Source organism: Streptomyces sp. ISL-36, from assembly GCF_018614205.1.
Classification (GTDB): Bacteria; Actinomycetota; Actinomycetes; order Streptomycetales; family Streptomycetaceae; genus Streptomyces.
Map to the genome: position 1 here is coordinate 325 of NZ_JAGGOS010000028.1, position 22997 is coordinate 23321.

Genomic DNA, 22997 nt, shown 5'->3' on the forward strand with positions numbered 1-22997 from the left:
CCCCCGAGCGGGGAAGCCGGAGTCCGCCCACGACACCGGGGAGCGGGGATCGGTGGGCGTCGCCGGGGAGCCGAGGTCGGCCCGCGACGCCGTGAAGGCGGAGCCGACGCGCCCCATCGGGACGGCGAGGCCCCACGACGCCGTGAAGCCGGAGTCCGCCCGGGCGGGCCGGGCTTCACTGTCCGCCGGGGCCGTCCGGGCTTCGGAGGCCGGAGGGCCCGCCGGGTCCGCGGCCGGCCCCACGGGCCGGATCGGCGAGGCCGACCGGGCCCGCGCCCGGGTCGCTCTCGCGCAGGCCGCTCTGCTGTCCGCGCTCGTCGCCGGGACGCCCGCGCCCGAGGGGTTCGACACGCGGCGGCTCGGTGTGCAGAGCCGGGCGCTGGCGGCCAAGCGGGCCGGGGTGATCGCCAAGATCGCCCCTGAGCTCCCCGAGATCCTCGGCGACGGCTACCGGCCCGCGTTCCTCGCGTACGCCAAGTCCCGCCCCATGTCCGGCGGTTACCGCCGCGACGCCCTCGACTTCGTCGAGCACCTGCTCATCGCCGGGCGGCCCGAGGACCCCGACGCCCGCCGTCGGCTCACCCACTGGTGGCAGGACCGGGCGGGCGCGCGCCCGCCGGGCCGGGCCACCCGTCTCGTCCGTGCCGCCCGCGCCGTACTCGTCAGGAGGTGACGGGGCCATGAACACGCTCGCCGTTCTCTTCTACCTGGCCGGTGCCGCCTGCGCCGTCCTTCTGATCGTCAAGGTCTCCCGCACCCGGGCCGGCGCCGGCGGTCCCCTCCACGACCGCCATGAGGCCGCCTTCCTGAACGGCGGCCCCGCCCGGGTCGTCGACGCGGCGCTCGCCGCGCTCCAGGCCGACGGCCGGATCGCGATCGGCGGCCCGGGCATCGTCGCCGTCCTCCGCCCCACGGCCCACGACCCCGTCGAACGCGCCGTCCTGCAGCAGCACGCGGCCGCCCCGCACGGCGCGCTGCACCACCTTCGTCTGATGGTGATGCGTCACCCGGCCGTCCAGGAGGTCGGCGACGCGCTGGCGGCGCGGGGGCTCATCGTCACGCCCTCCGCCCGGCGCTCGGTGCTCCGCTGGAGCGCGGGCCTGGGAATCTCCTCCCTCGTGCTGGTCCCCGTCTCCCTCTTCCTGACGGTCCTGGACCTCGCGGGGGCGGATGCCGGCGACCTGCCGGTCCCGTTCATCCTCAAGGTGCTGCCCGCACTGCTGGGCGCCGGAATCACCGCCGTGGTGTGCGGTTCGATCGCCTCGGGCCGGGTCACCCCTGCGGGCCGCCACGCCGTCGCCGTGTACGGCCGGGCGTACGGCCATCTCGCCGACGCGGGCCATCTGGTCGCGCTGCACGGGCTGCGGGCCCTGCCGGACCTGATCCTGCGGGAGCAGTTGCTGGCGGCGGCCCGGGTGTACGCGCCCCGGCGCCGGGGCGGTGGCGGTGGCCGGCCCACCTACACCGCCGACACCGCCGGACTCGTCGCCGTGTGGTGCGCGGCCGGTGCGGACGGCGGGAGTGGCGGAGGCGGCTGCGGCAGCAGCGGAGGAGGCGGAGGCGGAGGCGGCTGCTCCGCCGGCTCCTGTTCCGGTGGCGGCTCCAGCTGTGGTTCCTCCGGAGGCGGCGGGGGCTCCAGCTGTTCGAGCTCCGGCGGGTCCAGCGGAAGCTCCTGTTCCAGCAGCAGCGGTTCGAGCTGTTCCAGCTCCAGCTCAAGCTCCTGACGGCGCATCGGGGGCATTGCTCCCGACACCCCTCGGCGGTCCTTGCACAAGGGCGGCGCTCCTGTCGACGATCCTTCCGTCCGTCTTCGTACGAAGGGAAGTGGCGATGAGAACGCTCGCGCTGTTCGGGGCCGCCGGGTCGATGGTGCTGTCCTCGCTCGCCGCCGCACCCGCCACGGCCGCCCCGGACGTCCCGCCCGCCGAGGAGCGGGGCACTCTGACCGCCGCCCGCCGGGCGGCCGCCGAGGGCATCGACTTCACCACCTGCCCGGCGGCGGAGCAGCTGCCGCCGTCCGTCCTGTGCGGCACGGTCCGGGTCCCCCTCGACTACGCGGACCCCGACGGCACCCGGATCGCGCTCACCGTCAGCCGGATCAAGGCCTCGGGGCCGGCCGGGAGCCGTCAGGGCGCGCTCGTGTACAACCCCGGCGGCCCCGGCGCCTCCTCGACGTCCTTCCCGACGGCGGCGCAACTCCCCGCCTGGAAGCGGATCGCGGCCGCGTACGACCTGGTGGGCTACGCCCCGCGCGGTGTGGGCCGCTCCGCCCCCGTGTCCTGCCAGGACCCCGCCGACCGCGCCAAGGGCCCCACACTCGCTCCCACGGAGCCCTCGGAGGTCTTCAAGCAGGAGCGGATCGCCCGCGCGAAGACGTACGCGCTGGGCTGCGCGCAGCGCACGGGCGCGGCCCTGCGGCACTACCACTCGCTCAACAACGCGCGCGATCTCGAAGTGCTGCGCGCGGCCCTGGGCGAGCCGAAACTGACGTACATGGGAGCCTCGTACGGCACCTACTTCGGCGCGCTGTACGCGACGCTCTTCCCGCAGCGCGTGCGCCGGATGGTCTTCGACGCGCCCGTCCATCCCGCGCCGCGGCAGATCTGGTACGTCAACAACCTCGACCAGTCGCTCGCCTTCGAGCGCCGCTGGGCCGACTTCCGCACCTGGGTCGCCAAGCACGACAAGGTGTACGGCCTGGGCAGCACGGCGGAGGAGGTGCGGCAGAGCTACGAGAAGGTCCGCGTCGGGCTCGCGGCGCGGCCGGCGGGCGGCAAGGTGGGCCCGGGGCAGTTGCACGCGGCGATGCTGCAGGCCGGTTACCACGACGGTTACTGGGCGCTGCGGGCCACGGCACTCTCCCGGTACCTGAAGGGGGACCCGAAGCCGCTGATCGAACAGGCGGCCCCGGCATCGGCGTCGGCACCGGCGTCGGAGCCGTCCGTACCGGAGCCGTCCGTACCGGACGGCGAGGACCCGGGCAACGGGACGGCGGTCTACACGGCGGTGGAGTGCAACGACGCTCCCTGGCCGGAGGACTTCGCGGTCTGGGACCGGGACAACACCCGGCTGGCGAAGCTCGCCCCGTTCGAGACGTGGGACAACGTCTGGACGAATCTCCCCTGCGCCTACTGGAAGGCGCCCCGGCAGAAGCCGCTGGACGTGCGGACCGGTCCCGGCGTGCTGCCGCCGGTGCTCATCCTGGCCGCCGAGCGCGACGCGGCCACCCCGTACGAGGGAGCGCTGGAGCTGCAGCGACGGCTGTCCGGGTCGGCCCTGGTGACCGAGCGGGACGCCGGTACGCACGGCATCGGCGGTGGGGCGAACGCCTGCGTCAACGGACACCTGGAGAAGTACCTGCTGACCGGTGCGGTCCCCGGAAGGACGCCGGTGCGGCGCGCGTCGTGCGCGCCGCACCCGGAGCCGGACCCGGTGTCGCTGGAGCGGCGGTCGGGGCTCCCGCCCGCCGTCTGATCTTCCGGGTCAAGGGGTGAGGGCCCGGCTGGGCGCCGGGCCGTCACCAGGTTCGTACGGCCGTCAGGCCAGGCCGGCCACGAGCTCCGCGACGGAGCGACGGCGGCCGGTGTAGAAGGGGACCTCCTCGCGGACGTGCATCCGCGCCTCGGACGCGCGCAGGTGGCGCATGAGGTCGACGATGCGGTGCAGCTCGTCGGCCTCGAAGGCGAGGAGCCACTCGTAGTCGCCGAGCGAGAACGAGGCGACCGTGTTGGCGCGGACGTCGGGGAAGCCCCGCGCCATCTTGCCGTGGTCGGCGAGCATGCGGCGGCGGTCCTCGTCCGGCAGCAGGTACCAGTCGTAGGAGCGCACGAAGGGGTAGACGCTCACGTAGTCGCGGGGCGTCTCGTCGGCCAGGAAGGCCGGGACGTGCGACTTGTTGAACTCGGCGGGGCGGTGCAGCGCCATGTTGGACCAGACCGGTTCGAGGGCGCGGCCCAGCTTGGTGCGGCGGAAGAGGTTGTACGCCTCCTGGAGCTCGTCGCTCGTCTCGGCGTGCCACCAGATCATGACATCGGCGTCGGCGCGCAGACCGGAGAGGTCGTACGTGCCACGGATGGTGATGTCCTTGGCCGCGAGCTGGTCGAACAGCTCCTGGACCTCGTCGGCGTAGCCGGCGCGGTCGTCGGGCAGGTTGTCGCGCAGCTTGAACACGGACCACAGGGTGTAGCGGATGACCTCGTTGAGGTCCTTCGCCTTCTTACCGGCGTTCGGGATCTTTTCGGGCGCACTCATACGCCTATTCTCGCCCGTCACGGACAGTGCCCCGCACCAGGGTCCACCGTTTTCGACGTGGCGATGATCTCGTCGGCGATCTCGTCGGCGATCTCCTCGGTGATTCCCGAGGTGATCTCCTCGGTGATCTCCTCGGTGATCTCGTCGGCCGCGCGGTGGCCGGAGGCGATGCAGGCGGGGATGCCGACGCCGTCGTACACCGCTCCGGCGAGGCGCAGCCCGGGCAGTTCGGCGACCGCCTCGCGGATGCGGGCGACCCGGCCGAGATGGCCGACGGGGTACTGCGGCAGGCCGCCGATCCAGCGGGTGACGGTGGTGGCCACGGGCCGGGCGGTCAGCCCGGCCGCCGCACCTAGGTCCTTCAGCGACGCCTCGACGAGGTCGGCGTCGTCGCGGTGGATCTGCTCCTCCTCGCCGTAGCGGCCGACGGAGGTGCGCAGGACGAAGAGATCGGGGGCCGCGTCGGCGACCCACCGCCACTTCTGGCTGGAGAACGTGGACGCCTTGATGGTGTGCCCGTCGACGGGCGGCACCAGGAACCCGGATCCGGGCAGCCCCTGGATGTCGGCGCGCCGGAAGGCGAGGGTGATCAGCGCCATCGAGGCGTACTCGACGGCCCCGAGCTCGGCGGAGGCGGCCGGCGCCTCGTCGGCGAGGAGCTCGGCGGCGGACCAGGCGGGGGTGGCGACGACGACACCGTCGGCGTGGAAGGTCCGCCCGGGCGTGACGACCTGCCACGGCGTGCGGGACGCCCCGCCGTCGTGCGGCGCGAGGCGGCGGAGTTCGGTGACCGGGGCGTGGACCAGGATCTCGCCGCCCGCCGCGCGGATCGCGTCCGCGACGGCGCCGGGCAGGGTGCCGACGCCGCCGTCGATGCCCATGAAGGCGGAGCCGCCGAGGCCGGTGGCGGTGCCGGCGGCGTCGGCCGGGGTCGCCGCACCGGCCTGTTGTACGGCGCGGACTGCGGCGCTGAGCGTCGGGTGGGTGCGGGCGGCGTCGAAGAGCTTGGGAACGGCGGCGCGCAGGGAGATCCGGTACGCGTCTCCGGCGTACACGCCGCCGAGCAGCGGCTCCACCAGCCGGTCGACGACCTCACGGCCCATCCGGTCGGCGACGTACGCGCCGATGGCGATGTCGTCGCCGATCTCGGTCGGCGGGAGTTCACGGTCCTGCCCGACCCGGCGCACGCCCTCGTCAGAGAGGAGCCCGCCGACCGTTTCCCCGTCCGCGGGTACGCCCATCACATGGCCCTTGGGCATGGGGACCAGCGCTCCCCGCGACCATACGGAGGCGGTGGTGGTGGCCGGTGGCTGGAGGCGGTCGCCGATGCCGACGGCCCGGGCGAGCGCGACCGCTTCGGGGCGCCGGGCGAGCAGCGACTCCGCGCCGAGGTCGACGGGGGCGCCGGCGATCTCGCCGGCGAGCAGCTTGCCGCCGATCCGGTCGCCGCCTTCGAGGAGAGTCACCCGCACGCCGGCCGTGACCAGCCGGTGGGCGGCGGCGAGTCCGGCGATCCCGCCTCCGACGACGACGACGTGTGCCGGCGCCCGCCCCGAAACGTGTGCTCGTTCCTGCCCCGATGCCCCGGCCGTGGTGTCCGCGTTCATGACCCCACTCTCTCAAACCCGTTCCGAGGCCAGAACGTGACCGCTTCGCGATCGCCCGGCGGCAACCGCGCCACCGCCCCGTACGTCGAACGGACAACACTCACCACCACCCCCGGGGGGACTCACATGCGTGGAGCGCGAAGGGTGGCCGCCGTGCTGCTGACGGCCTCGCTGGCACTGGCCGGCTGCGCCGCGGCGGACAGCGGCGACATCGCGGAGAGAAGCCTGACCGACGCCAAGGGAGCCGAGCGGGCCGAGGGGGCCGAGGGCGCGGCGGACAGCGGGTACGAACAGACGGCGCCGGACGCGGTGAAGGGCCCGGGCGCGGCGGCGAAGAGCCCGGACGCGGACAAGGGGAAGTCCGCCGCGCCGCAGCAGCACGTCATCCGTACCGCCGAGCTCTTCGTGGAGGTCGAGGACGCGTCCAAGGCGCTGGCCACCGCCCGCCGGGTCACCGCGGGCGCGGGCGGTCAGGTGTCCAACGAGTCGACCGAGCGGGTCGACGACACGCACGTGACCTCGCGGATCGTGCTGCGGGTGCCGCAGGAGCGGTACGAGTCGGTGCTGGGGGAACTGTCGGGCACCGGCAAGCTGCTGTCCCGCACGGCGGACGCCAAGGACGTCACCGAGCAGGTGGTGGACGTGGAGAGCCGGATCGCCACCCAGCGGGCGAGCGTCGCACGCGTGCGGGCGCTGATGGACCGGGCGACGAAGCTGAGCGATGTGGTCACCCTGGAGGGGGAGTTGAGCCGCCGCCAGGCGGACCTGGAGTCGCTGCTGGCCCAGCAGGCCTCGCTGAAGGACCGTACCTCCCTGTCGACCATCACCCTCGAACTCACCGAGAAGGAGAAGGAGAAGGCGGCGGGGAAGGACGACCGTCCCGGCCTCCTCGACGCGCTCGCGGGCGGCTGGGACGCGCTGGTGACGGCGCTCGCCTGGGTGGCGATCGTGCTGGCGGCGGTCGCGCCGTGGCTGGCGGTGGCCGTGGTCCTGTACGTGGTGTGGCGCCGGCTGCTCCGGCCGCGCCTGCGCCGCCGGGCCGCCGCCGCCCCGAACGCGGCCCCGACCCCGGACACGGGGACAGGAACGGCCGCGTCCCCGGCCCCTGTCCCGGCGCCCGCCTCGGGACCTGACGCACCTTCGGCGCAGCGGCGGGACTGAACGAGCGGCGCCACGTAGCGTGTTCGTATGAGTGAACGACTGGTGGTCATCGGCGGCGATGCGGCGGGCATGTCCGCCGCATCGCAGGCGCGCAGGCTCAAGAAGCCCGGGGAACTGGAGATCGTCGCCTTCGAACGCGGCCACTTCGCCTCGTTCTCGGCCTGCGGCATCCCGTACTGGGTCGGCGGCGACGTCGCCGAACGCGACGAGCTGATCGCGCGCACCCCCGAGGAGCACCGAGCGCGGGACATCGATCTGCGGATGCGGACCGAGGTCACCGAGGTGGACGTCGACGGGCAGCGGGTCCGCACCCGGGACCTGGAGTCGGGCGAGGAGGCGTGGACGGGCTTCGACAAGCTGGTGATCGCGACCGGCGCCCGTCCGCTGCGGCCGCCGCTGCCGGGGATCGACGCCCCGGGGGTGCACGGGGTGCAGACCCTGGACGACGGACAGGCGCTGCTCGATTCGCTGCGGCGTACCAAGGGCCGGCGGGCGGTGGTGGTGGGCGCCGGGTACATCGGCGTCGAGATGGCCGAGGCGCTCCTGAACCGCGGCTACGAGGTGACCGTTCTCAACCGGAGCGAGCAGCCGATGGCGACGCTCGACCCGGACATGGGCCGGCTGGTCCACCGGGCGATGGACGGCCTCGGCATCACCACGGTCGGCTCGTCGGCCGTCACCCGGATCCTCACCGGTGAGGACGGCCGGGTCCGGGCGGTGGGGACGGACGACGCCGAGTACCCGGCGGACGTGGTGATCCTCGGGACGGGCGTGGTGCCGGAGACGGCCCTCGCGCGGGCGGCCGGGCTGCCGCTGGGGGTGTACGGGGGGCTGCTGACCGATCTCGCGATGCGGGTGCGGGGCCAGGAGAACATCTGGGCGGGCGGGGACTGCGTCGAGGTCCTCGACCTGGTCTCGGGCCGCGAGCGCCATATCGCGCTGGGCACGCACGCCAACAAGCACGGGCAGGTCATCGGTGCGAACGTGGGCGGCGGCTATGCCACGTTCCCGGGGGTCGTCGGTACGGCGGTGTCGAAGGTGTGCGCCCTGGAGATCGCCCGGACGGGGCTGCGCGAGAAGGACGCCCGCGAGGTCGGACTCTCGTACGTGACGGTGACGGTGGAGTCGACCAGTCGGGCGGGCTACTACCCCGGGGCGGCTCCGATGACGGTGAAGATGCTGGCCGAGCGCCGGACGGGCCGGCTGCTCGGCGTGCAGATCGTCGGGCAGGAGGGTGCGGCGAAGCGGGTGGACATCGCGGCAGTGGCCCTGACGGCGGGGATGACGGTGGAGCAGATGACGGCCCTGGACCTGGGCTACGCCCCGCCGTTCTCGCCGGTGTGGGACCCGGTGCTCGTGGCGGCGCGGAAGGCGTTGTCGGCCGTTCGGGCGGCCGGCTGACCCGGCCGGACCAGTGACCCGTGGTGACGGTTTGCGCGCGTTTCGTCACCGTGGGTCACTGGCCCCATGATCCGACACACAGTGCGCGCGCTCTGCGCCGCCTCACTCGTCATCGCACCGCTCGCCCTGAGCACGCCCGCCCACGCCGCGACCGCGTGCACGGTCAACGGCATGCCCCGCCCGGACGGAGACGTGAACGGCACGCCCGGCGACGACTACATCCGGTGTTCGTCGGTGGACCCGGAAGACACGGTCGACGGCCTCGGCGGCGCCGACACGTTCGTCCTCACCGGCCCGGTCGGCGGCACGGTCGCCGGCGGCCTCGGCCGGGACTACTTCGAGGTCACGTCGTCCGGCTCGGTCTCCGGCGTCCTCGGCGGCGGCCCCGACGCCGACTACTTCGCCTTGACCGGCCCCGTCACGGCCGGCGGTCAGGTGTACGGCGACACCGGCAACGACTACTTCCGGGTGGCCGCGAACGGCGGCTTCATCGACGCGGGCCCCGGCACCGACGTCTGCCGGGTCACCGGCAACCCGCCCGTCAACTGCGAGTTCTGACGCACCCGGCCGGTGCTCGCCACCGCGATCGGCGGCGAGCACCGGTGGTGAGCACCGGTGGCGTCAGACCGCCGTGCGCGTGTGGACGTACTCCACCAGACGCGTGAGCGCGTCCGGATCGGTCGTCGGCAGCACCCCGTGACCGAGATTGAAGACGTGCCCGTCGAGGCCCTTCGCGGCGGCCAGGACCTCGTCCGTCCTGGCCTCCACGGCCTCCCGCGTGGAGAAGAGCACGGCCGGGTCGAGGTTGCCCTGGAGCGCCTTGCCGGGACCGACGCGACGGGCGGCCTCGTCCAGCGGGACGCGCCAGTCGACGCCGACGACGTCCGCGCCCGCCTCGCCCATGAGGCCGAGCAGCTCACCCGTACCGACACCGAAGTGGATGCGCGGGACGCCCGAGGAGGCGACCGCGTCGAAGACCTTCGTGGAGGCGGGCATCACCGAGCGGCGGTAGTCGGCCGGCGCCAGGGCGCCCACCCAGGAGTCGAAGAGCTGGACGGCGGAGACGCCGGCCTCGATCTGGACCTTGAGGAAGGCCGAGGTGATCTCGGCGAGGCGGTCGAGCAGATCGGCCCACAGCTGCGGGTCGCCGTACATCAGCGCCTTGGTGTGCTCGTGGTTGCGGGACGGGCCGCCCTCCACGAGGTAGCTCGCGAGGGTGAAAGGTGCCCCGGCGAAGCCGATGAGCGGCGTGGAGCCCAGCTCGCCGGTGAGCATCCCGATGGCCTCGGTGACGTACGAGACGTCGTCAGGGGTCAGGTCGCGCAGCCGGTCCAGGTCGGCGCGGGTGCGGATCGGCTCGGCGACGACCGGGCCGACGCCGGGCTTGATGTCGAGGTCGATGCCGATGGCCTTGAGCGGGACGACGATGTCGCTGAAGAAGATCGCCGCGTCCACCTTGTGGCGGCGTACGGGCTGCAGCGTGATCTCGGTGACCAGCTCGGGCCGCATGCAGGACTCGAGCATCGGGATGCCCTCGCGGACCTTCAGGTACTCGGGCAGCGAGCGCCCGGCCTGCCGCATGAACCAGACCGGCGTGTGGGGCACGGGCTCCCGCCTGCACGCCTTGAGGAACGGGGAGTCGTACGTCTGCGCTGGCGGCTGGGTCCGCTGGCCCGAGGGGCTGTCGTTGGCACTCACGCCCAGAATCTTCGCATGCGCCGAAAGCCGCTCGCCCGGGCCGGGTGTCCCTCCCTGCGCGAGGCCCCCGTTCCGCCTACTCTTCCCCGCATGGCTGCGGCTCAGGGACATTTTTCCGATCATTCCGACGGCGACGGAGGGGCGGGCGACACGGCGGGCACCACCTCGAACGGCACGGAGGCGAACCCGGTGCCGCCCGCTTTCCGGCGGGCGGTCGAGGCACTGCGTGCGGCCCGGCCGCGGCCGGAGATCGAGATCGATCCGACCCGGCCGCCGCAGCGGCTCGCGCCGTACGCGTACGCGCTGGAGGCGGCCGTCGTCGAGGGCGAGGAGGACCTGGCCGACGGCCGGCTCGTCCTGCTGCACGACCCGGCCGGGCACGACGCCTGGAAGGGCACGTTCCGGCTGGTGACGCTGGTCCGGGCGGAGCTGGAGCCCGAGATGGCGGCGGACCCGCTGCTTCCGGAGGTCTGCTGGTCCTGGCTGACGGGCGCCCTGGAGGCGCGCGGTCTCGGGTACGGGGAGGCGAGCGGCACCGTCACGCAGGCGGGTTCGCACTACTTCGGCGGGCTCGCCGAGCGGCGCCCCGCGACCCAGATCGAGATCCGTGCGTCCTGGACCCCTCAGGAGGGGCCGGCGGGCACGCCGGACACCGCGGGGCACCTGGCGGCCTGGTGCGACCTGCTCTGCCAGATCGCCGGCCTGCCGCCGTCCCCGCCCGACCCGGGGGCGGGCACGACCTCGGGCGCGGGGGTCGTGTCGCTGCCCCAGCGCAGAGGGCCGCAGCAGCCTTAGGCCGTGTCCGGGGCGGGCCGACGGGCCGTTCCGGGGCCGGTTGCGAGGCCGTTCCGGGGCTGGTTCGGGGCGGTTTCGGGGCGGTTTCGGGTGCCACCCGGACGGAGGCTCACTCGTAGGATGATCGATCGCGTGTCCGAATTGCCCGAATTGTTACTCACTAAATCGTGATCTTTCCCTAAAGGCGGGCGCCCGAGCTGCCGAAGAGGTCAATGACCCCTTCACCGCACGGGTCGCCCCCGGCTTCTTCCCCGAGCCGGCTCCGTCCCGCATCTCCCCAGGAGGCCGTGTGTCCGTTCTCCTCGAGCAGCCCGCAAGCCTGGTCGCCTACCGTCCGAACAAGCCGACCGCCATGGTCGTCGTGGCCGACCCGCGCGTCCGCTCCACCGTCACCCGCCACCTGTGGGCCCTTGGAGTACGAGACGTCATCGAGGCGTCGTCCATCGCGGAGGCCCGCCCCCGCGTCGCCACCCCCCGCGACATCTGCGTGGCCGACGTCCACCTCCCCGACGGCAGCGGCCTCACGCTGCTGTCCGAGACTCGCGCGGCGGGCTGGCCCAACGGCCTCGCCCTCTCCGCGGCCGACGACATCGGCGCCGTACGCAACGCCCTGGCCGGCGGCGTCAAGGGCTATGTCGTCACCGGTACGCGTACGAACATCGGGCATCCCACCCGCCCCGGCGCCGCCCCCATCGGCGCCGCGGCCGCCCGCCTCGGCCACCGCCGCCCCCCGGGTGCCCCGAGCCACCCGGGCGGCTACCGCGAGCTCTCCGGCCGTGAGGTCGAGGTGCTCCGGCTGGTCGCCGAAGGCCAGTCGAACAAGGCCATCGGCGTCTCGATGGGCCTGTCCGCCCTGACCGTGAAGAGCCACCTCGCCCGGATCGCCCGCAAACTGGGCACCGGCGACCGGGCCGGCATGGTCGCGGTGGCGCTGCGCACCGGGATCATCCACTGAACCGGACGGCTCCCTGACCGCCCGCGAGAGGATCGGCGCCTGCCGACGGAACGTTTCCGTCGGCAGGCGCTTCCCGTTCACCGCCACCGCCGGTCCCTGCGCCCCGCCCTGACTGCCGCGGGTCGACCCGCCTCCCTCCGGCGCGGCGTAGTGTTGATGACGCACCGACATCGGAGGTGCCTGCCTCGCTCGTCGAGGAGGGTCTGCGATCATGACCACCCCACAGCAGCCCCGGTGGGGGCCATGGCGTCGTCCGTCCGACACGCCCCGCGAGAAGCCCCGCAAGTGGATCTGGATCTCCGCGCTCGCCATCGTCGCCCTGGTCCTCGGGATAGCCCTCGGCTCGCTCGGCGGCGATGACGATGGCACGCCGCCGCCCGGACCGGTTCCGCCGCCGGTGTCCGAGCCCGGCACCCCGTCACCGCGTGAACCGGCCACGACCGCTCCGCAGCCCCCGGCGCCCGAGACTCCCCGCCCCACCGACAACGAGCGGACCCGGGAGCAGCGTGACCTCATCGATTTCAAGCTGGACGACCGGTCCGCATCCGGATTCAAGAACATCTGGGTCACCTGGACGATCACCAACCACAGCTCGGAGAAGTCGGACTACACCTGGGACTGGGAAGCCGTGGCGCCGAACGGAGTGCGGGTCGCCGACTCCACCGAGCACGAGTTCAACGTCCAGCCCGGGCAGACCGTGAAAGGCGACTTCTTCACCACCCTGGACACCACCGACGTGAAGCTCAACATCACCAGCTTCGACCGGACCGCGTCCCCCTGAAGCGACCGGGCCGCGGCACGTCGAGGGCATGAGGCCCCGCGAAGCAGTACGAATCCGCGAGCGCCACCGAGAATAGTTTTCGCAGGTCAGCAGCGCCTTCTGGCAACAGTTCAAGTAAGCCGTCCGTCCGGGCAGATACCCTTGACACGTGACCGACGCCCAAGAGACCGCAGCAGACACAGCACTGCGAACCACCGGGGGCGCTCCCCCGGACGACGACGTCCCTGCGAATGGGCTGCCGATCCCGCTGCTGGAGCCCCGTGAGGGCATCCCGCCGGTGGTCGCGACAGACGACGCGCTGCGGGAAGTCATCGCCGCCTTCGCCGCCGGCCGCGGCCCCGTCGCCGTCGACGCCGAGCGCGCTTCCGGCTACCGCTACGGCCAGCGCGCCTATCTCGTCCAGCTCCGCCGTGAGGGCGCCGGTACCGCGCTCGTCGACCCGGTGGGGTGCCCGGATCTGTCCGGGCTCGGCGAGGCGCTCGCCGGGGCCGAGTGGATCCTGCACGCGGCGACCCAGGACCTGCCCTGTCTGCGCGACATAGGCATGGTGCCGACGCGGCTGTTCGACACCGAGCTCGCCGGCCGGCTCGCGGGCTTCCCCCGCGTCGGGCTCGGGGCGATGGTCGAGTCCGTCCTCGGCTACGCCCTGGAGAAGGGCCACTCGGCCGTGGACTGGTCCACCCGTCCGCTGCCCGAGCCCTGGCTCCGGTACGCCGCGCTGGACGTCGAGCTCCTCGTCGACCTGCGTGACGCACTGGAGAAGGAGCTCGACCGGCAGGGCAAGCTGGAGTGGGCCCACGAGGAGTTCGACGCCATCGCCGCGGCGCCGCCCACGCCGCCGCGCAAGGATCCGTGGCGGCGCACGTCCGGCATGCACAAGGTGCGGCGCCGTCGCCAGATGGCGGTCGTACGGGAGCTGTGGACGGCGCGCGACCGGATCGCCCAGAAGCGTGACGTCTCACCGGGCAAGGTGCTGAGCGACGCGGCGATCGTGGAGGCGGCGCTCGCGGTGCCGTCGAACGTGGCGGCCTTGACGGCGCTGCCGGGCTTCGGTCACCGCATGGGCCGGCGTCAGCTGGAGCAGTGGCAGGCGGCCGTCGACCGCGCGAAGGCGCTCCCCGACGTCGAGCTGCCTCAGCCGGGCCAGCCGATCGCGGGCCCGCCCCCGCCGCGCGCCTGGGCGGACAAGGACCCGGTGGCCGCCGCCCGCCTGTCGGCGGCGCGCACCGCCATCTCGGCCCTCGCCGAGGAGCTGAACCTGCCCCAGGAGAACCTGATCACCCCGGACACGGTCCGCCGGGTCTGCTGGGAGCCGCCGGCCCCGGCGACCCCGGAGACGGTCGCGGAGGCCCTCACGGGCTGCGGCGCCCGCCGCTGGCAGGTGGAGCTGGTGACCCCGCTCCTGCTGACGGCCCTGTCGGCGACGGCGTAGCGAGCCGGCCCCCGCATGGAGCACCTTGTCGAAGCCCCCGGCACCCCTGCCGGGGGCTTTCGCGTACCTCTTTCCGGGTGTGACCTTCGCCGCTCCGCCCCCAGGGGCTGGGCAGCTTGGTTACCCGCAAGTAGCATGGTCCCAGCAAGCGCGCGCTTAGGTGTGCGCGCAGCAGCAGTGCAGTGCCATCCCGCACCTGGAGGAGAGCCATCGTGCCTCGTACCGTCAGGGACGTCGTCTTCGTCGACGGCGTCCGCACCCCGTTCGGCAAGGCGGGCCCGAAGGGCATCTACCACGAGACCCGCGCCGACGATCTCGTCGTGAAGGCCATCCGGGAGCTGCTGCGCCGCAACCCCGGCCTCGACCCCGCGAAGATCGACGAGGTCGCCATCGCCGCGACCACGCAGATCGGTGACCAGGGTCTGACCCTCGGCCGCACCGCCGGCATCCTCGCCGGACTGCCGCAGTCCGTCCCGGGCTACTCCATCGACCGCATGTGCGCCGGTGCCCTCACCGCCGTCACGAGCGTCGCCGGTTCGATCGCCTTCGGCGCGTACGACGCCGTCATCGCCGGTGGTGTCGAGCACATGGGCCGCCACCCCATGGGCGAGGGCGTCGACCCGAACCCGCGCTTCGTCAGCGAGAAGCTGGTCGACGAGTCCGCCCTCTTCATGGGCATGACCGCCGAGAACCTGCACGACCGCTACCCGAGCATCACCAAGCAGCGCGCCGACGAGTACGCCGTGCGCTCGCAGGAGAAGGCCGCCAAGGCGTACGCCGACGGCAAGATCCAGCAGGACCTGGTGCCGATCTCGGTCCGCCGCACGAGCCCCGAGGCCGGCGAGACGGGCTGGGGCCTGGTCACCGCCGACGAGCCGATGCGCCCGGGCACCACGCTGGAGTCGCTGGCCAACCTGAAGACGCCGTTCCGCGTCCACGGCAACGTCACCGCCGGTAACGCGGCCGGCCTCAACGACGGCGCCACCGCCTCGATCATCGCCTCCGAGGACTTCGCCCGCGAGAACGACCTCCCGGTGAAGATGCGCCTGGTCTCGTACGCCTTCGCCGGCGTCGAGCCCGAGGTCATGGGCTACGGCCCGATCCCGGCGACCGAGAAGGCGCTGGCCAAGGCCGGCCTCTCGATCGAGGACATCAACCTCTTCGAGATCAACGAGGCGTTCGCCGTCCAGGTCCTCGCGTTCCTGGAGCACTACGGCATCGCCGACGACGACGCCCGCGTGAACCAGTACGGCGGCGCGATCGCCTACGGTCACCCGCTGGCCTCCTCCGGCGTGCGGCTGATGACGCAGCTGGCCCGCCAGTTCGAGGAGCAGCCGGAGGTCCGCTACGGCCTCACCACGATGTGCGTCGGCTTCGGCATGGGCGCCACCGTGATCTGGGAGAACCCGAACCACAAGGACGCCGGAGGCAGCAAGTGAGCACCACCGCTGAGCTTTTGAAGGGTGCGGCCGAGCTGTTCCCGGACGAGGTCGTCACCAGCGCACACGTACGGCACTTCGAACTGCCCGCGGGCGCGGGCCGGTTCGCGCTGATCACGCTGGACAACGGCTTCGACCACACCAAGCCGACCACCTTCGGCCCCCAGTCGCTGGCGAACCTCAACACCGCCATCGACCAGGTCGAGAAGGAGGCGGCCGAGGGCGCCATCGTCGGCGTCGGCATCACCGGCAAGCCGTTCATCTTCGCGGTCGGCGCCGACCTCAAGGGCGTCGAGCTGCTCAAGCAGCACTCCGACGCGCTCGCCATCGGCAAGGGCGGCCACGACGTCTTCAAGCGCCTCTCCGCGCTCGCCGTGCCGACCTTCGCGTACTACAACGGCGCGGCGATGGGCGGCGGTGTCGAGGTCGGTCTGCACTGCACCTACCGCACCGTCTCCAAGGCGCTGCCGGCCTTCTCGCTGCCCGAGGTCTTCCTCGGTCTGGTCCCCGGCTGGGGCGGCTGCACGATCCTGCCGAACCTGATCGGTGCCGACAAGGCCGTCTCGGTCATCATCGAGAACTCGCTGAACCAGAACCGTCAGCTCAAGGGCAAGCAGGTCTTCGAGCTCGGCATCGCCGACGCGATCTTCGAGGGCGCGGACTTCCTGGAGCAGTCGCTGATCTGGACGGCCTCCGTCCTCAACGGGACCGTCACGGTCGAGCGTCCCGAGATCGACCGCGGTGAGGGCTGGGACCAGGCCGTCGCCAAGGGCCGCTTCATCGCCGACTCCAAGGTGCACGGCGCCGCCCCGGCCGCCTACCGCGCCCTCGACATCATCGAGGCGTCCAAGGACGGCGACCTGCAGAAGGGCTTCGACGCCGAGGACCAGGCCCTCGCGGACCTGATCATGGGTGGCGAACTGCGCTCCGGCATCTACGCCTTCAACCTGGTGCAGAAGCGCGCCAAGCGCCCGGCCGGTGCCCCGGACAAGTCCCTGGCCCGCCCGGTCACCAAGGTCGGTGTCGTCGGCGCCGGTCTGATGGCCTCGCAGCTGGCCATGCTCTTCCTGCGCCGCCTCGAGGTGCCGGTCGTCCTGACCGACATCGACCAGGAGCGCGTCGACAAGGGTGTGGGCTACGTCCACGCCGAGATCGAGAAGCTGCTCGGCAAGGGCCGGATCAACCAGGACAAGGCCAACCGTCTCAAGGGCCTCGTCTCCGGTGTCCTGGACAAGGCCGAGGGCTTCGCGGACGCGGACTTCATCATCGAGGCCGTGTTCGAGGAGATGAGCGTCAAGCAGAAGGTGTTCGCGGAGGTCGAGGCGGTCGCCCCGGCGCACGCGATCCTCGCCACCAACACCTCCTCGCTCTCCGTCTCGGAGATGGCCTCCAAGCTCCAGCACCCGGAGCGCGTGGTCGGCTTCCACTTCTTCAACCCGGTCGCGATCCTCCCGCTCCTGGAGATCGTGCGCGGCGAGCAGACGGACGACGCCTCGCTCGCCACCGCCTTCGGCGTGGCGAGGAAGCTGAAGAAGACCGCGGTCCTCACCAAGGACGCCCCGGCGTTCGTCGTGAACCGCATCCTGACCCGCTTCATGGGCGAGATCCAGAACGTCATCGACGAGGGCACCCCGGTCGCCGTCGCCGAGAAGGGCGTCGAGCCGCTCGGCCTGCCGATGTCGCCGCTCGTCCTCCTGGAGCTCGTCGGCCCGGCCATCGGTCTGCACGTCTCCGAGACCCTGAACCGCGCCTTCCCGGAGCGCTTCAAGGTCTCCCCCAACCTGAAGGCGGTCGTCGAGGCCGGCAAGCGCGGCTTCTACGTCTACGACTCCGGCCGTCCGGAGCTGGACCCCGAGGTCGCCGCCCTCCTCAAGCAGGGCGACGTCGTCCTGACCGAGGAGCAGGTCCGCGAGCGCGTCCTGGACGCGGTGGCGCAGGAGATCGGCCTGATGCTGGAGGAGGGTGTCGTCGCCGAGGCGCAGGACATCGACCTCTGCCTGATCACGGGCGCCGGCTGGCCCTTCCACCTGGGCGGCATCACGCCGTACCTGGACCGTGAGGGCGTCTCGGAGCGGGTGAACGGGAAGCGCTTCCTCGCCCAGGGCGTGGCGAGCGTCCCCGCGTAACCACGACCCCGCGCGCAGCGCACGGGTACCCCGACGGCCCCGGCACCCCTTCCTGGTGCCGGGGCCGTCGGCCGTCCCTGACGGGTCGTGAAATCCCGTACCGCGAACGGGAGTCGAAAGCCTGTCTTATAGTGCGAACCCATGACGGAGAACACGACCCCGACCCGCTCACGCGCCGCCCGGCGCAGACCCCGCACCCGCGGGCAGCGTGTGCGACGCGCTCTGCTCTGGACGCTGCTGGTCGCCGTCGTGGCGGCGGGCTCCCTCGCGTACTGGACGTACTCCCGCATCGACGGCAACATCAAGGCCGTCGACCTCGACAAGGCTCTGGGTGACGACCGCCCGCAGAGGCTGCCGACGGCCGGCCAGAACCTGCTGGTGCTCGGTTCGGACTCGCGGGCCGGTGCCAACGCGGCGCTGGACGGGGGCAAGGTCTCCGGTGCCCGCTCGGACACCGCGCTCGTGGTGCACATACCCGAGGGCCGCACCCGGGCCACCGCGATCAGCATCCCCCGCGACACGCTCGTCACCCGGCCCGAGTGTCAGAGGTCCGGCGGTGGCACGGCGCCGACCGCGCAGCGGGTGATGTTCAACTCCGTGTACGCGCAGTACGGTCCGGCGTGTGTCGTGAAGACGGTCGAGACGATGTCGGGCATCCGGCTCGACCACTATCTGGAGATCGACTTCTCCGGCTTCAAGGACCTGGTCGACGCGATCGGCGGCGTCACCGTCGACATCGACGAGCCCATCGAGAACGGCCCGGGCGGGCTCGACCTGGCGGCCGGTCCACAGCGCCTCGACGGCACGCAGTCCCTCGCGTACGTACGGACCCGGTACGGCGTCAAGGACGGCAGCGACCTCGGGCGCATCAGCAACCAGCAGAAGTTCCTCATGGCCCTGCTCGGCGAGGTGAAGAAGCAGGATCTGCTGGGCAGCCCGGCCAAGACCTACGAGATCGCCGACTCGGCGACCAAGGCGCTCACCACCGACTCCGGGCTCGCCTCGCTGACCGCGCTGAGCGAGTTCGCCCGTTCGATGAACGGCGTCGACCCGAGCACCATGGAGACGATCATGCTGCCGGTGGCGTACGACAAGAAGGACCCGAACCGGGTCGTCGCCGCCGAGCCGAACGCCTCGCGGCTGTGGAAGGCGATCCGCGAGGACGCGCCGATCCCCGCGTCGGCGAAGAAGTCTCCCGCCACCGGCGGCTGACATCCTGGCCGTATGGATCGTACGGATCTGCCTCTTCTGATCGTCGACGGCGCCAATGTCGTCGGTTCCGTGCCCGACGGGTGGTGGCGCGACCGGCGCGGGGCCGCCGAGCGGCTGCGCGACCGCCTCGTGGCCGGGCCGGTGCCGGACGGCGGCCCCTTCGAGGTCGTGCTGGTCGTGGAGGGCCGGGCGCGGGGTGTCGAGTCCGTGGCCGGCGTACGGGTCGAGGAGGCGCCGGGAAGCGGCGACGACCGGATCGTGGAGCTGGCCCGGGAGGCGGCGGGCCGGCCGTGCGTGGTGGTCACGGCCGACCGGGAACTGCGGCGGAGGGTGGGCGAGCACGGGGCCCGCTGCGTGGGCCCGCGCGCCGTCCGGGAAACGCCTCAGTAGAGGGCGTTCGGGCCGGCTTTGCCGAGGCGGCTGTGGCCCCGCCCGTACAGGAAGTAGACGACGATGCCGACGACCATCCAGACGGCGAAGCGGAACCAGGTCTCGCCCGGCAGGTTGAGCATCAGCCAGAACGACGCGGCGATGGACACGATCGGGAGCACCGGCACCCAGGGGGTGCGGAAGGCGCGGGGCAGGTCGGGGCGGCTGCGGCGCAGCACCATCACGCCGAAGGCCACGATGACGAAGGCGAAGAGCGTGCCGATGTTCACCAGGGTCGCCAGCTCGTTGATGCTGGTGAAGCCCGCGACGATCGCGATGATCACGCCGAGCAGGATGGTCGGCCGGTAGGGCGTCCTGAAGCGGGGGTGCGTGACGGAGAAGAAGCGCGGCAGGAGTCCGTCACGGCTCATCGCGAAGAACACCCGGGTCTGGCCGAGCAGCAGGATGAGGCAGACGGTGGTGAGACCGACGGCGGCGCCGAAGCTGATGACACCGGCGAAGAACGGGTGGCCGGTGGCCTTGAAGGCGTCGGCGAGCGGGGCGCTCACCGACAGCTGGCTGTAGTGCTGCATACCGGTCACGACCAGCGCGACGGCGACGTAGAGCACCGTGCAGATGAAGAGCGAGCCGAGGATGCCGCGGGGCATGTCGCGCTGCGGGAGCCGGGTCTCCTCGGCGGCGGTGGCCACCACGTCGAAGCCGATGAAGGCGAAGAAGACGACGGACGCGGCGGTGAAGATGCCCATGACGCCGAAGTTGGTGGGCTCGTAGCCGAAGATCGTCTGTACGAGCGGGGCGTCCCAGCCCGAGCCGGCGGGCGGGGTCACCGAGTCGGGGATGAACGGCGAGTAGTTGTCTCCGACGATGAAGAACAGACCGGCGACGATCACGATCATGACCACGGTGACCTTGATGGCCACGACGAGCGCGGTGATCCGCGCGGAGAGCTTCATGCCGAGGACCAGGATCACGGTCAGGACCAGGACCAGCAGGAAGGCGAGGATGTCGAAGGTGCCGTCGGGCACGTCGGGCCCTTGGAGGGCCGCGGGTAGATGCCAGCCGATGTTGTCCATCAGGGAGCGGACGTAGCCGGACCAGCCGACCGCGACGACGGCCGTGCCGAGGGCGAATTCCAGGACGAGGTCCCAGCCGATGATCCAGGCGGGCAGTTCGCCGATGGAGGCGTACGCGAAGGTGTACGCGGATCCGGCGACCGGGACCGTCGAGGCGAACTCGGCGTAGCAGAGGGCCGCGAGCGCGCAGACGATGCCGGCGGCGACGAACGCCAGCGCCGTGGCGGGGCCGGCGTTCTCCTTGGCCACCTTCCCCGTGAGGACGAAGATGCCGGTGCCGATGATGACACCGACGCCGAAGACGGTCAGGTCCCAGGCGGAGAGGGACTTCTTGAGCGCGTGCTCGGGTTCTTCCGTGTCGCGGATCGACTGCTCGACCGTCTTGGTCCGGAACATCCCGGAGCGCGCCTGGGGTGGCTGCTGGTCCGTGCTCACCGTCGTACCTCCGTGCCGTCGGTAACAGGACCCATGATCGAGACGGTGCGGTGGTGGCGCGCGTCGACGGAACGGGTTTCACACGAAAGGACCGGTCGGCCACCCCGTGAGGTGGTCCGACCGGCCTAGTGGTGACGCTCCGTCGCCGCTGTCGGGCGAGGGTTCAGTCGCGGGCGGGCTCCACGGCCCGGCTGCTGTCCTCGTAGCGGCCGTCCAGGCGCGAGACCAGGCCGGTGACCTGGCGGGCGATGTCCGGGGCGGTCAGCCCGATCTCGGCCATGACCTCCTTGCGGGAGGCGTGGTCGAGGAAGCGCGGCGGGATGCCGAAGTCGCGCAGCGGTACGTCGACGCCCGCGTCGCGCAGGGCCTGGGCGACGGCCGAGCCGACACCGCCGACGCGGCTGTTGTCCTCGACCGTGACGACGACCCGGTGCTGCTCGGCGAGGGGCGCCATGGCCTCGTCGACCGGCTTGACCCAGCGGGGGTCGACGACGGTCGTGGTGATGCCCTGCTTGTCGAGGAGATCGGCGATCTCCAGGCACATCGGGGCGAGTGCGCCGACGGAGACGAGCAGGACGTCGGGCCGGTCGGTGCCGGGCTCGCGCAGGACGTCCATCCCGCCGATGCGGCCGAGGGCCGGTACGGCGGGGCCGACGGCGCCCTTGGAGAAGCGGACCACGGTCGGGGCGTCAGTGACCTCGACGGCCTCGCGCAGCTGGGCGCGGACCTGGTCGGCGTCGCGCGGGGCGGCGAGCCGCAGACCGGGCACGACCTGGAGGATCGACATGTCCCACATGCCGTTGTGGGAGGCACCGTCGGTACCGGTGACGCCCGCGCGGTCCAGGACGAAGGTCACGCCGCACTTGTGCAGGGCCACGTCCATCAGGACCTGGTCGAAGGCGCGGTTGAGGAAGGTCGCGTAGACGGCGAAGACCGGGTGGAGGCCGCCGGTGGCGAGGCCCGCGGCGGAGACGGCGGCGTGCTGCTCGGCGATGCCGACGTCGTACACCCGCTCGGGGAAGGCCTTGGCGAACCTGTCGAGGCCGACGGGCTGGAGCATGGCCGCGGTGATCGCGACGATGTCCTCGCGCTCCTTGCCGAGCTTGACCATCTCCTCGCCGAAGACCGAGGTCCAGTCCGCGCCGGAGGAGGCGATCGGCAGGCCGGTGTCGGGGTGGATCTTGCCGACGGCGTGGAAGCGGTCGGCCTCGTCCGCCAGGGCCGGCTGGTAGCCGCGGCCCTTCTCGGTGAGGCAGTGGACGATCACCGGGCCGCCGAAACGCTTGGCGCGCGTCAGGGCGGACTCCAAGGCCTCGATGTCGTGGCCGTCGATGGGGCCGACGTACTTCAGGCCCAGGTCCTCGAACATGCCCTGGGGGGCGATGAAGTCCTTCAGGCCCTTCTTGGCGCCGTGCAGGGTCTCGTAGAGCGGCTTCCCGACGACGGGGGTGCGCTCCAGGATGTCCTTGCCGCGGGCGAGGAAGCGCTCGTAGCCGTCGGTGGTACGGAGCGTGGCCAGGTGGTTGGCGAGGCCGCCGATCGTCGGGGCGTAGGAGCGCTCGTTGTCGTTGACGACGATGACCAGCGGGCGGTCCTTGGCGGCGGCGATGTTGTTCAGCGCCTCCCAGGCCATGCCGCCCGTGAGGGCTCCGTCGCCGATGACGGCGACGACGTGGTCGTCCTTCTTCAGGATCTCGTTGGCCTTGGCGAGACCGTCGGCCCAGCCGAGGACCGTCGAGGCGTGCGAGTTCTCGATGACGTCGTGCTCGGACTCGGCCTGCGAGGGGTAGCCGGACAGGCCGCCCTTCATCTTGAGCTTGGAGAAGTCCTGGCGACCGGTGAGCAGTTTGTGCACGTAGCTCTGGTGGCCGGTGTCGAAGAGGACCTTGTCCTTCGGGGAGTCGAAGACGCGGTGCAGGGCGATGGTCAGCTCGACCACGCCGAGGTTGGGGCCGAGGTGGCCACCGGTCTTGGAGACGGCGTCCACGAGAAACGTCCGGATCTCTTCGGCCAGCTGTTCCAGCTGTTCCGGGGAGAGCCGGTCCAGATCGCGCGGTCCCCTGATACGGGTCAGCAGAGCCACCCGTGCCTCCTTGCCTTTGAGCTGGTCGAGCTTGTCGATTTTGTCGAGTCTAATGTTCCGCCCCCGGCCTCGGTCATCGGGCGGCGGGTTGTGCGTCACACCGATGGCCGACACACCGCTGAGCGGAGGCACCCCCCGGCGACGGTACACAGGGCCAG

The 22997-nt window shown here is 72.2% G+C and carries 18 protein-coding genes and 1 pseudogene; 14 read left to right on the top strand and 5 right to left on the bottom strand.

Annotation, left to right across the window (positions count from 1 at the left end; all coding sequences use genetic code 11):
• The 3 genes and pseudogenes from J7E93_RS36850 to J7E93_RS07710 form a co-directional block, all read left to right on the top strand.
• A pseudogene (locus tag J7E93_RS36850) lies at positions 1-673 on the top strand (hypothetical protein); the annotation flags it as partial.
• 7 nt (positions 674-680) lie between these two features.
• Positions 681-1724: a TIGR04222 domain-containing membrane protein gene (locus tag J7E93_RS07705; protein WP_215066744.1), complete on the top strand. Its 1044-nt coding sequence runs from the start codon at positions 681-683 to the stop codon at positions 1722-1724.
• A gap of 106 nt (positions 1725-1830) precedes the next feature.
• Positions 1831-3474: an alpha/beta hydrolase gene (locus tag J7E93_RS07710; protein WP_215066746.1), complete on the top strand. Its 1644-nt coding sequence runs from the start codon at positions 1831-1833 to the stop codon at positions 3472-3474.
• A 63-nt stretch (positions 3475-3537) separates the two neighbouring features.
• On the opposite strand, the gene hemQ is transcribed toward J7E93_RS07710, so the two are convergent.
• Together hemQ and hemG are read right to left on the bottom strand one after the other, a co-directional pair.
• Positions 3538-4251 (bottom strand): hydrogen peroxide-dependent heme synthase, encoded by a 714-nt coding sequence (gene hemQ, locus J7E93_RS07715; RefSeq protein ID WP_215066748.1) that lies wholly within the window; start codon positions 4249-4251, stop codon positions 3538-3540.
• 17 nt (positions 4252-4268) lie between these two features.
• Positions 4269-5858, bottom strand: coding sequence for a protoporphyrinogen oxidase (gene hemG, locus J7E93_RS07720; protein WP_215066750.1), 1590 nt, complete (start codon positions 5856-5858; stop codon positions 4269-4271).
• A gap of 126 nt (positions 5859-5984) precedes the next feature.
• Between hemG and J7E93_RS07725 the strand changes: the two genes are divergently transcribed.
• The 3 genes from J7E93_RS07725 (at position 5985) to J7E93_RS07735 (ending at position 8978) form a co-directional block, all read left to right on the top strand.
• Positions 5985-7019 (top strand): DUF4349 domain-containing protein, encoded by a 1035-nt coding sequence (locus J7E93_RS07725; protein ID WP_215066752.1) that lies wholly within the window; start codon positions 5985-5987, stop codon positions 7017-7019.
• Positions 7020-7046: 27 nt separating this feature from the next.
• The gene (locus tag J7E93_RS07730; protein ID WP_215066754.1) at positions 7047-8420 is read left to right on the top strand and encodes an FAD-dependent oxidoreductase; all 1374 of its coding nucleotides are present in this window, start codon (positions 7047-7049) and stop codon (positions 8418-8420) included.
• Positions 8421-8486: 66 nt separating this feature from the next.
• Entirely contained in the window at positions 8487-8978 is a 492-nt protein-coding gene (locus tag J7E93_RS07735; protein WP_215066757.1) for a hypothetical protein, read from the top strand.
• Between the two features lie 63 nt (positions 8979-9041).
• On the opposite strand, the gene hemE is transcribed toward J7E93_RS07735, so the two are convergent.
• On the bottom strand, positions 9042-10118 hold the full coding sequence (gene hemE / locus J7E93_RS07740; protein WP_215066759.1) for a uroporphyrinogen decarboxylase: 1077 nt from the start codon (positions 10116-10118) through the stop codon (positions 9042-9044).
• Positions 10119-10208: 90 nt separating this feature from the next.
• Between hemE and J7E93_RS07745 the strand changes: the two genes are divergently transcribed.
• The 8 genes from J7E93_RS07745 to J7E93_RS07780 all read left to right on the top strand — a co-directional run bounded on the left by J7E93_RS07745 (position 10209) and on the right by J7E93_RS07780 (position 19248).
• Complete coding sequence (locus tag J7E93_RS07745; protein ID WP_215066760.1) at positions 10209-10913, top strand: DUF3000 domain-containing protein; 705 nt, start codon at positions 10209-10211, stop codon at positions 10911-10913.
• A gap of 289 nt (positions 10914-11202) precedes the next feature.
• Positions 11203-11868: a response regulator transcription factor gene (locus J7E93_RS07750; RefSeq protein WP_215066762.1), complete on the top strand. Its 666-nt coding sequence runs from the start codon at positions 11203-11205 to the stop codon at positions 11866-11868.
• 211 nt (positions 11869-12079) lie between these two features.
• Entirely contained in the window at positions 12080-12649 is a 570-nt protein-coding gene (locus J7E93_RS07755) for a hypothetical protein (RefSeq protein WP_251066206.1), read from the top strand.
• A gap of 148 nt (positions 12650-12797) precedes the next feature.
• Positions 12798-14081 carry a ribonuclease D gene (locus J7E93_RS07760; RefSeq protein WP_215066764.1) on the top strand — a complete coding sequence of 428 codons (1284 nt, stop codon included), beginning with the start codon at positions 12798-12800 and terminating at the stop codon, positions 14079-14081.
• 212 nt (positions 14082-14293) lie between these two features.
• Entirely contained in the window at positions 14294-15520 is a 1227-nt protein-coding gene (locus J7E93_RS07765) for an acetyl-CoA C-acyltransferase (protein WP_215066767.1), read from the top strand.
• Entirely contained in the window at positions 15517-17646 is a 2130-nt protein-coding gene (locus J7E93_RS07770) for a 3-hydroxyacyl-CoA dehydrogenase NAD-binding domain-containing protein (RefSeq protein WP_215066769.1), read from the top strand. The genes J7E93_RS07765 and J7E93_RS07770 overlap by 4 nt, the downstream gene beginning before the upstream one ends.
• 141 nt (positions 17647-17787) lie before the next feature.
• Positions 17788-18858 carry an LCP family protein gene (locus tag J7E93_RS07775; RefSeq protein WP_215066771.1) on the top strand — a complete coding sequence of 357 codons (1071 nt, stop codon included), beginning with the start codon at positions 17788-17790 and terminating at the stop codon, positions 18856-18858.
• A gap of 12 nt (positions 18859-18870) precedes the next feature.
• Complete coding sequence (locus J7E93_RS07780) at positions 18871-19248, top strand: NTP pyrophosphohydrolase (protein ID WP_215066773.1); 378 nt, start codon at positions 18871-18873, stop codon at positions 19246-19248.
• On the opposite strand, the gene J7E93_RS07785 is transcribed toward J7E93_RS07780, so the two are convergent.
• Both J7E93_RS07785 and dxs read right to left on the bottom strand, forming a co-directional pair.
• On the bottom strand, positions 19242-20717 hold the full coding sequence (locus J7E93_RS07785) for an amino acid permease (RefSeq protein WP_251066212.1): 1476 nt from the start codon (positions 20715-20717) through the stop codon (positions 19242-19244). The two genes, J7E93_RS07780 and J7E93_RS07785, sit on opposite strands and share 7 nt — an antisense overlap.
• Before the next feature lie 202 nt (positions 20718-20919).
• Complete coding sequence (dxs, locus tag J7E93_RS07790) at positions 20920-22839, bottom strand: 1-deoxy-D-xylulose-5-phosphate synthase (RefSeq protein ID WP_215066777.1); 1920 nt, start codon at positions 22837-22839, stop codon at positions 20920-20922.
• Positions 22840-22997 lie beyond the last annotated feature (158 nt).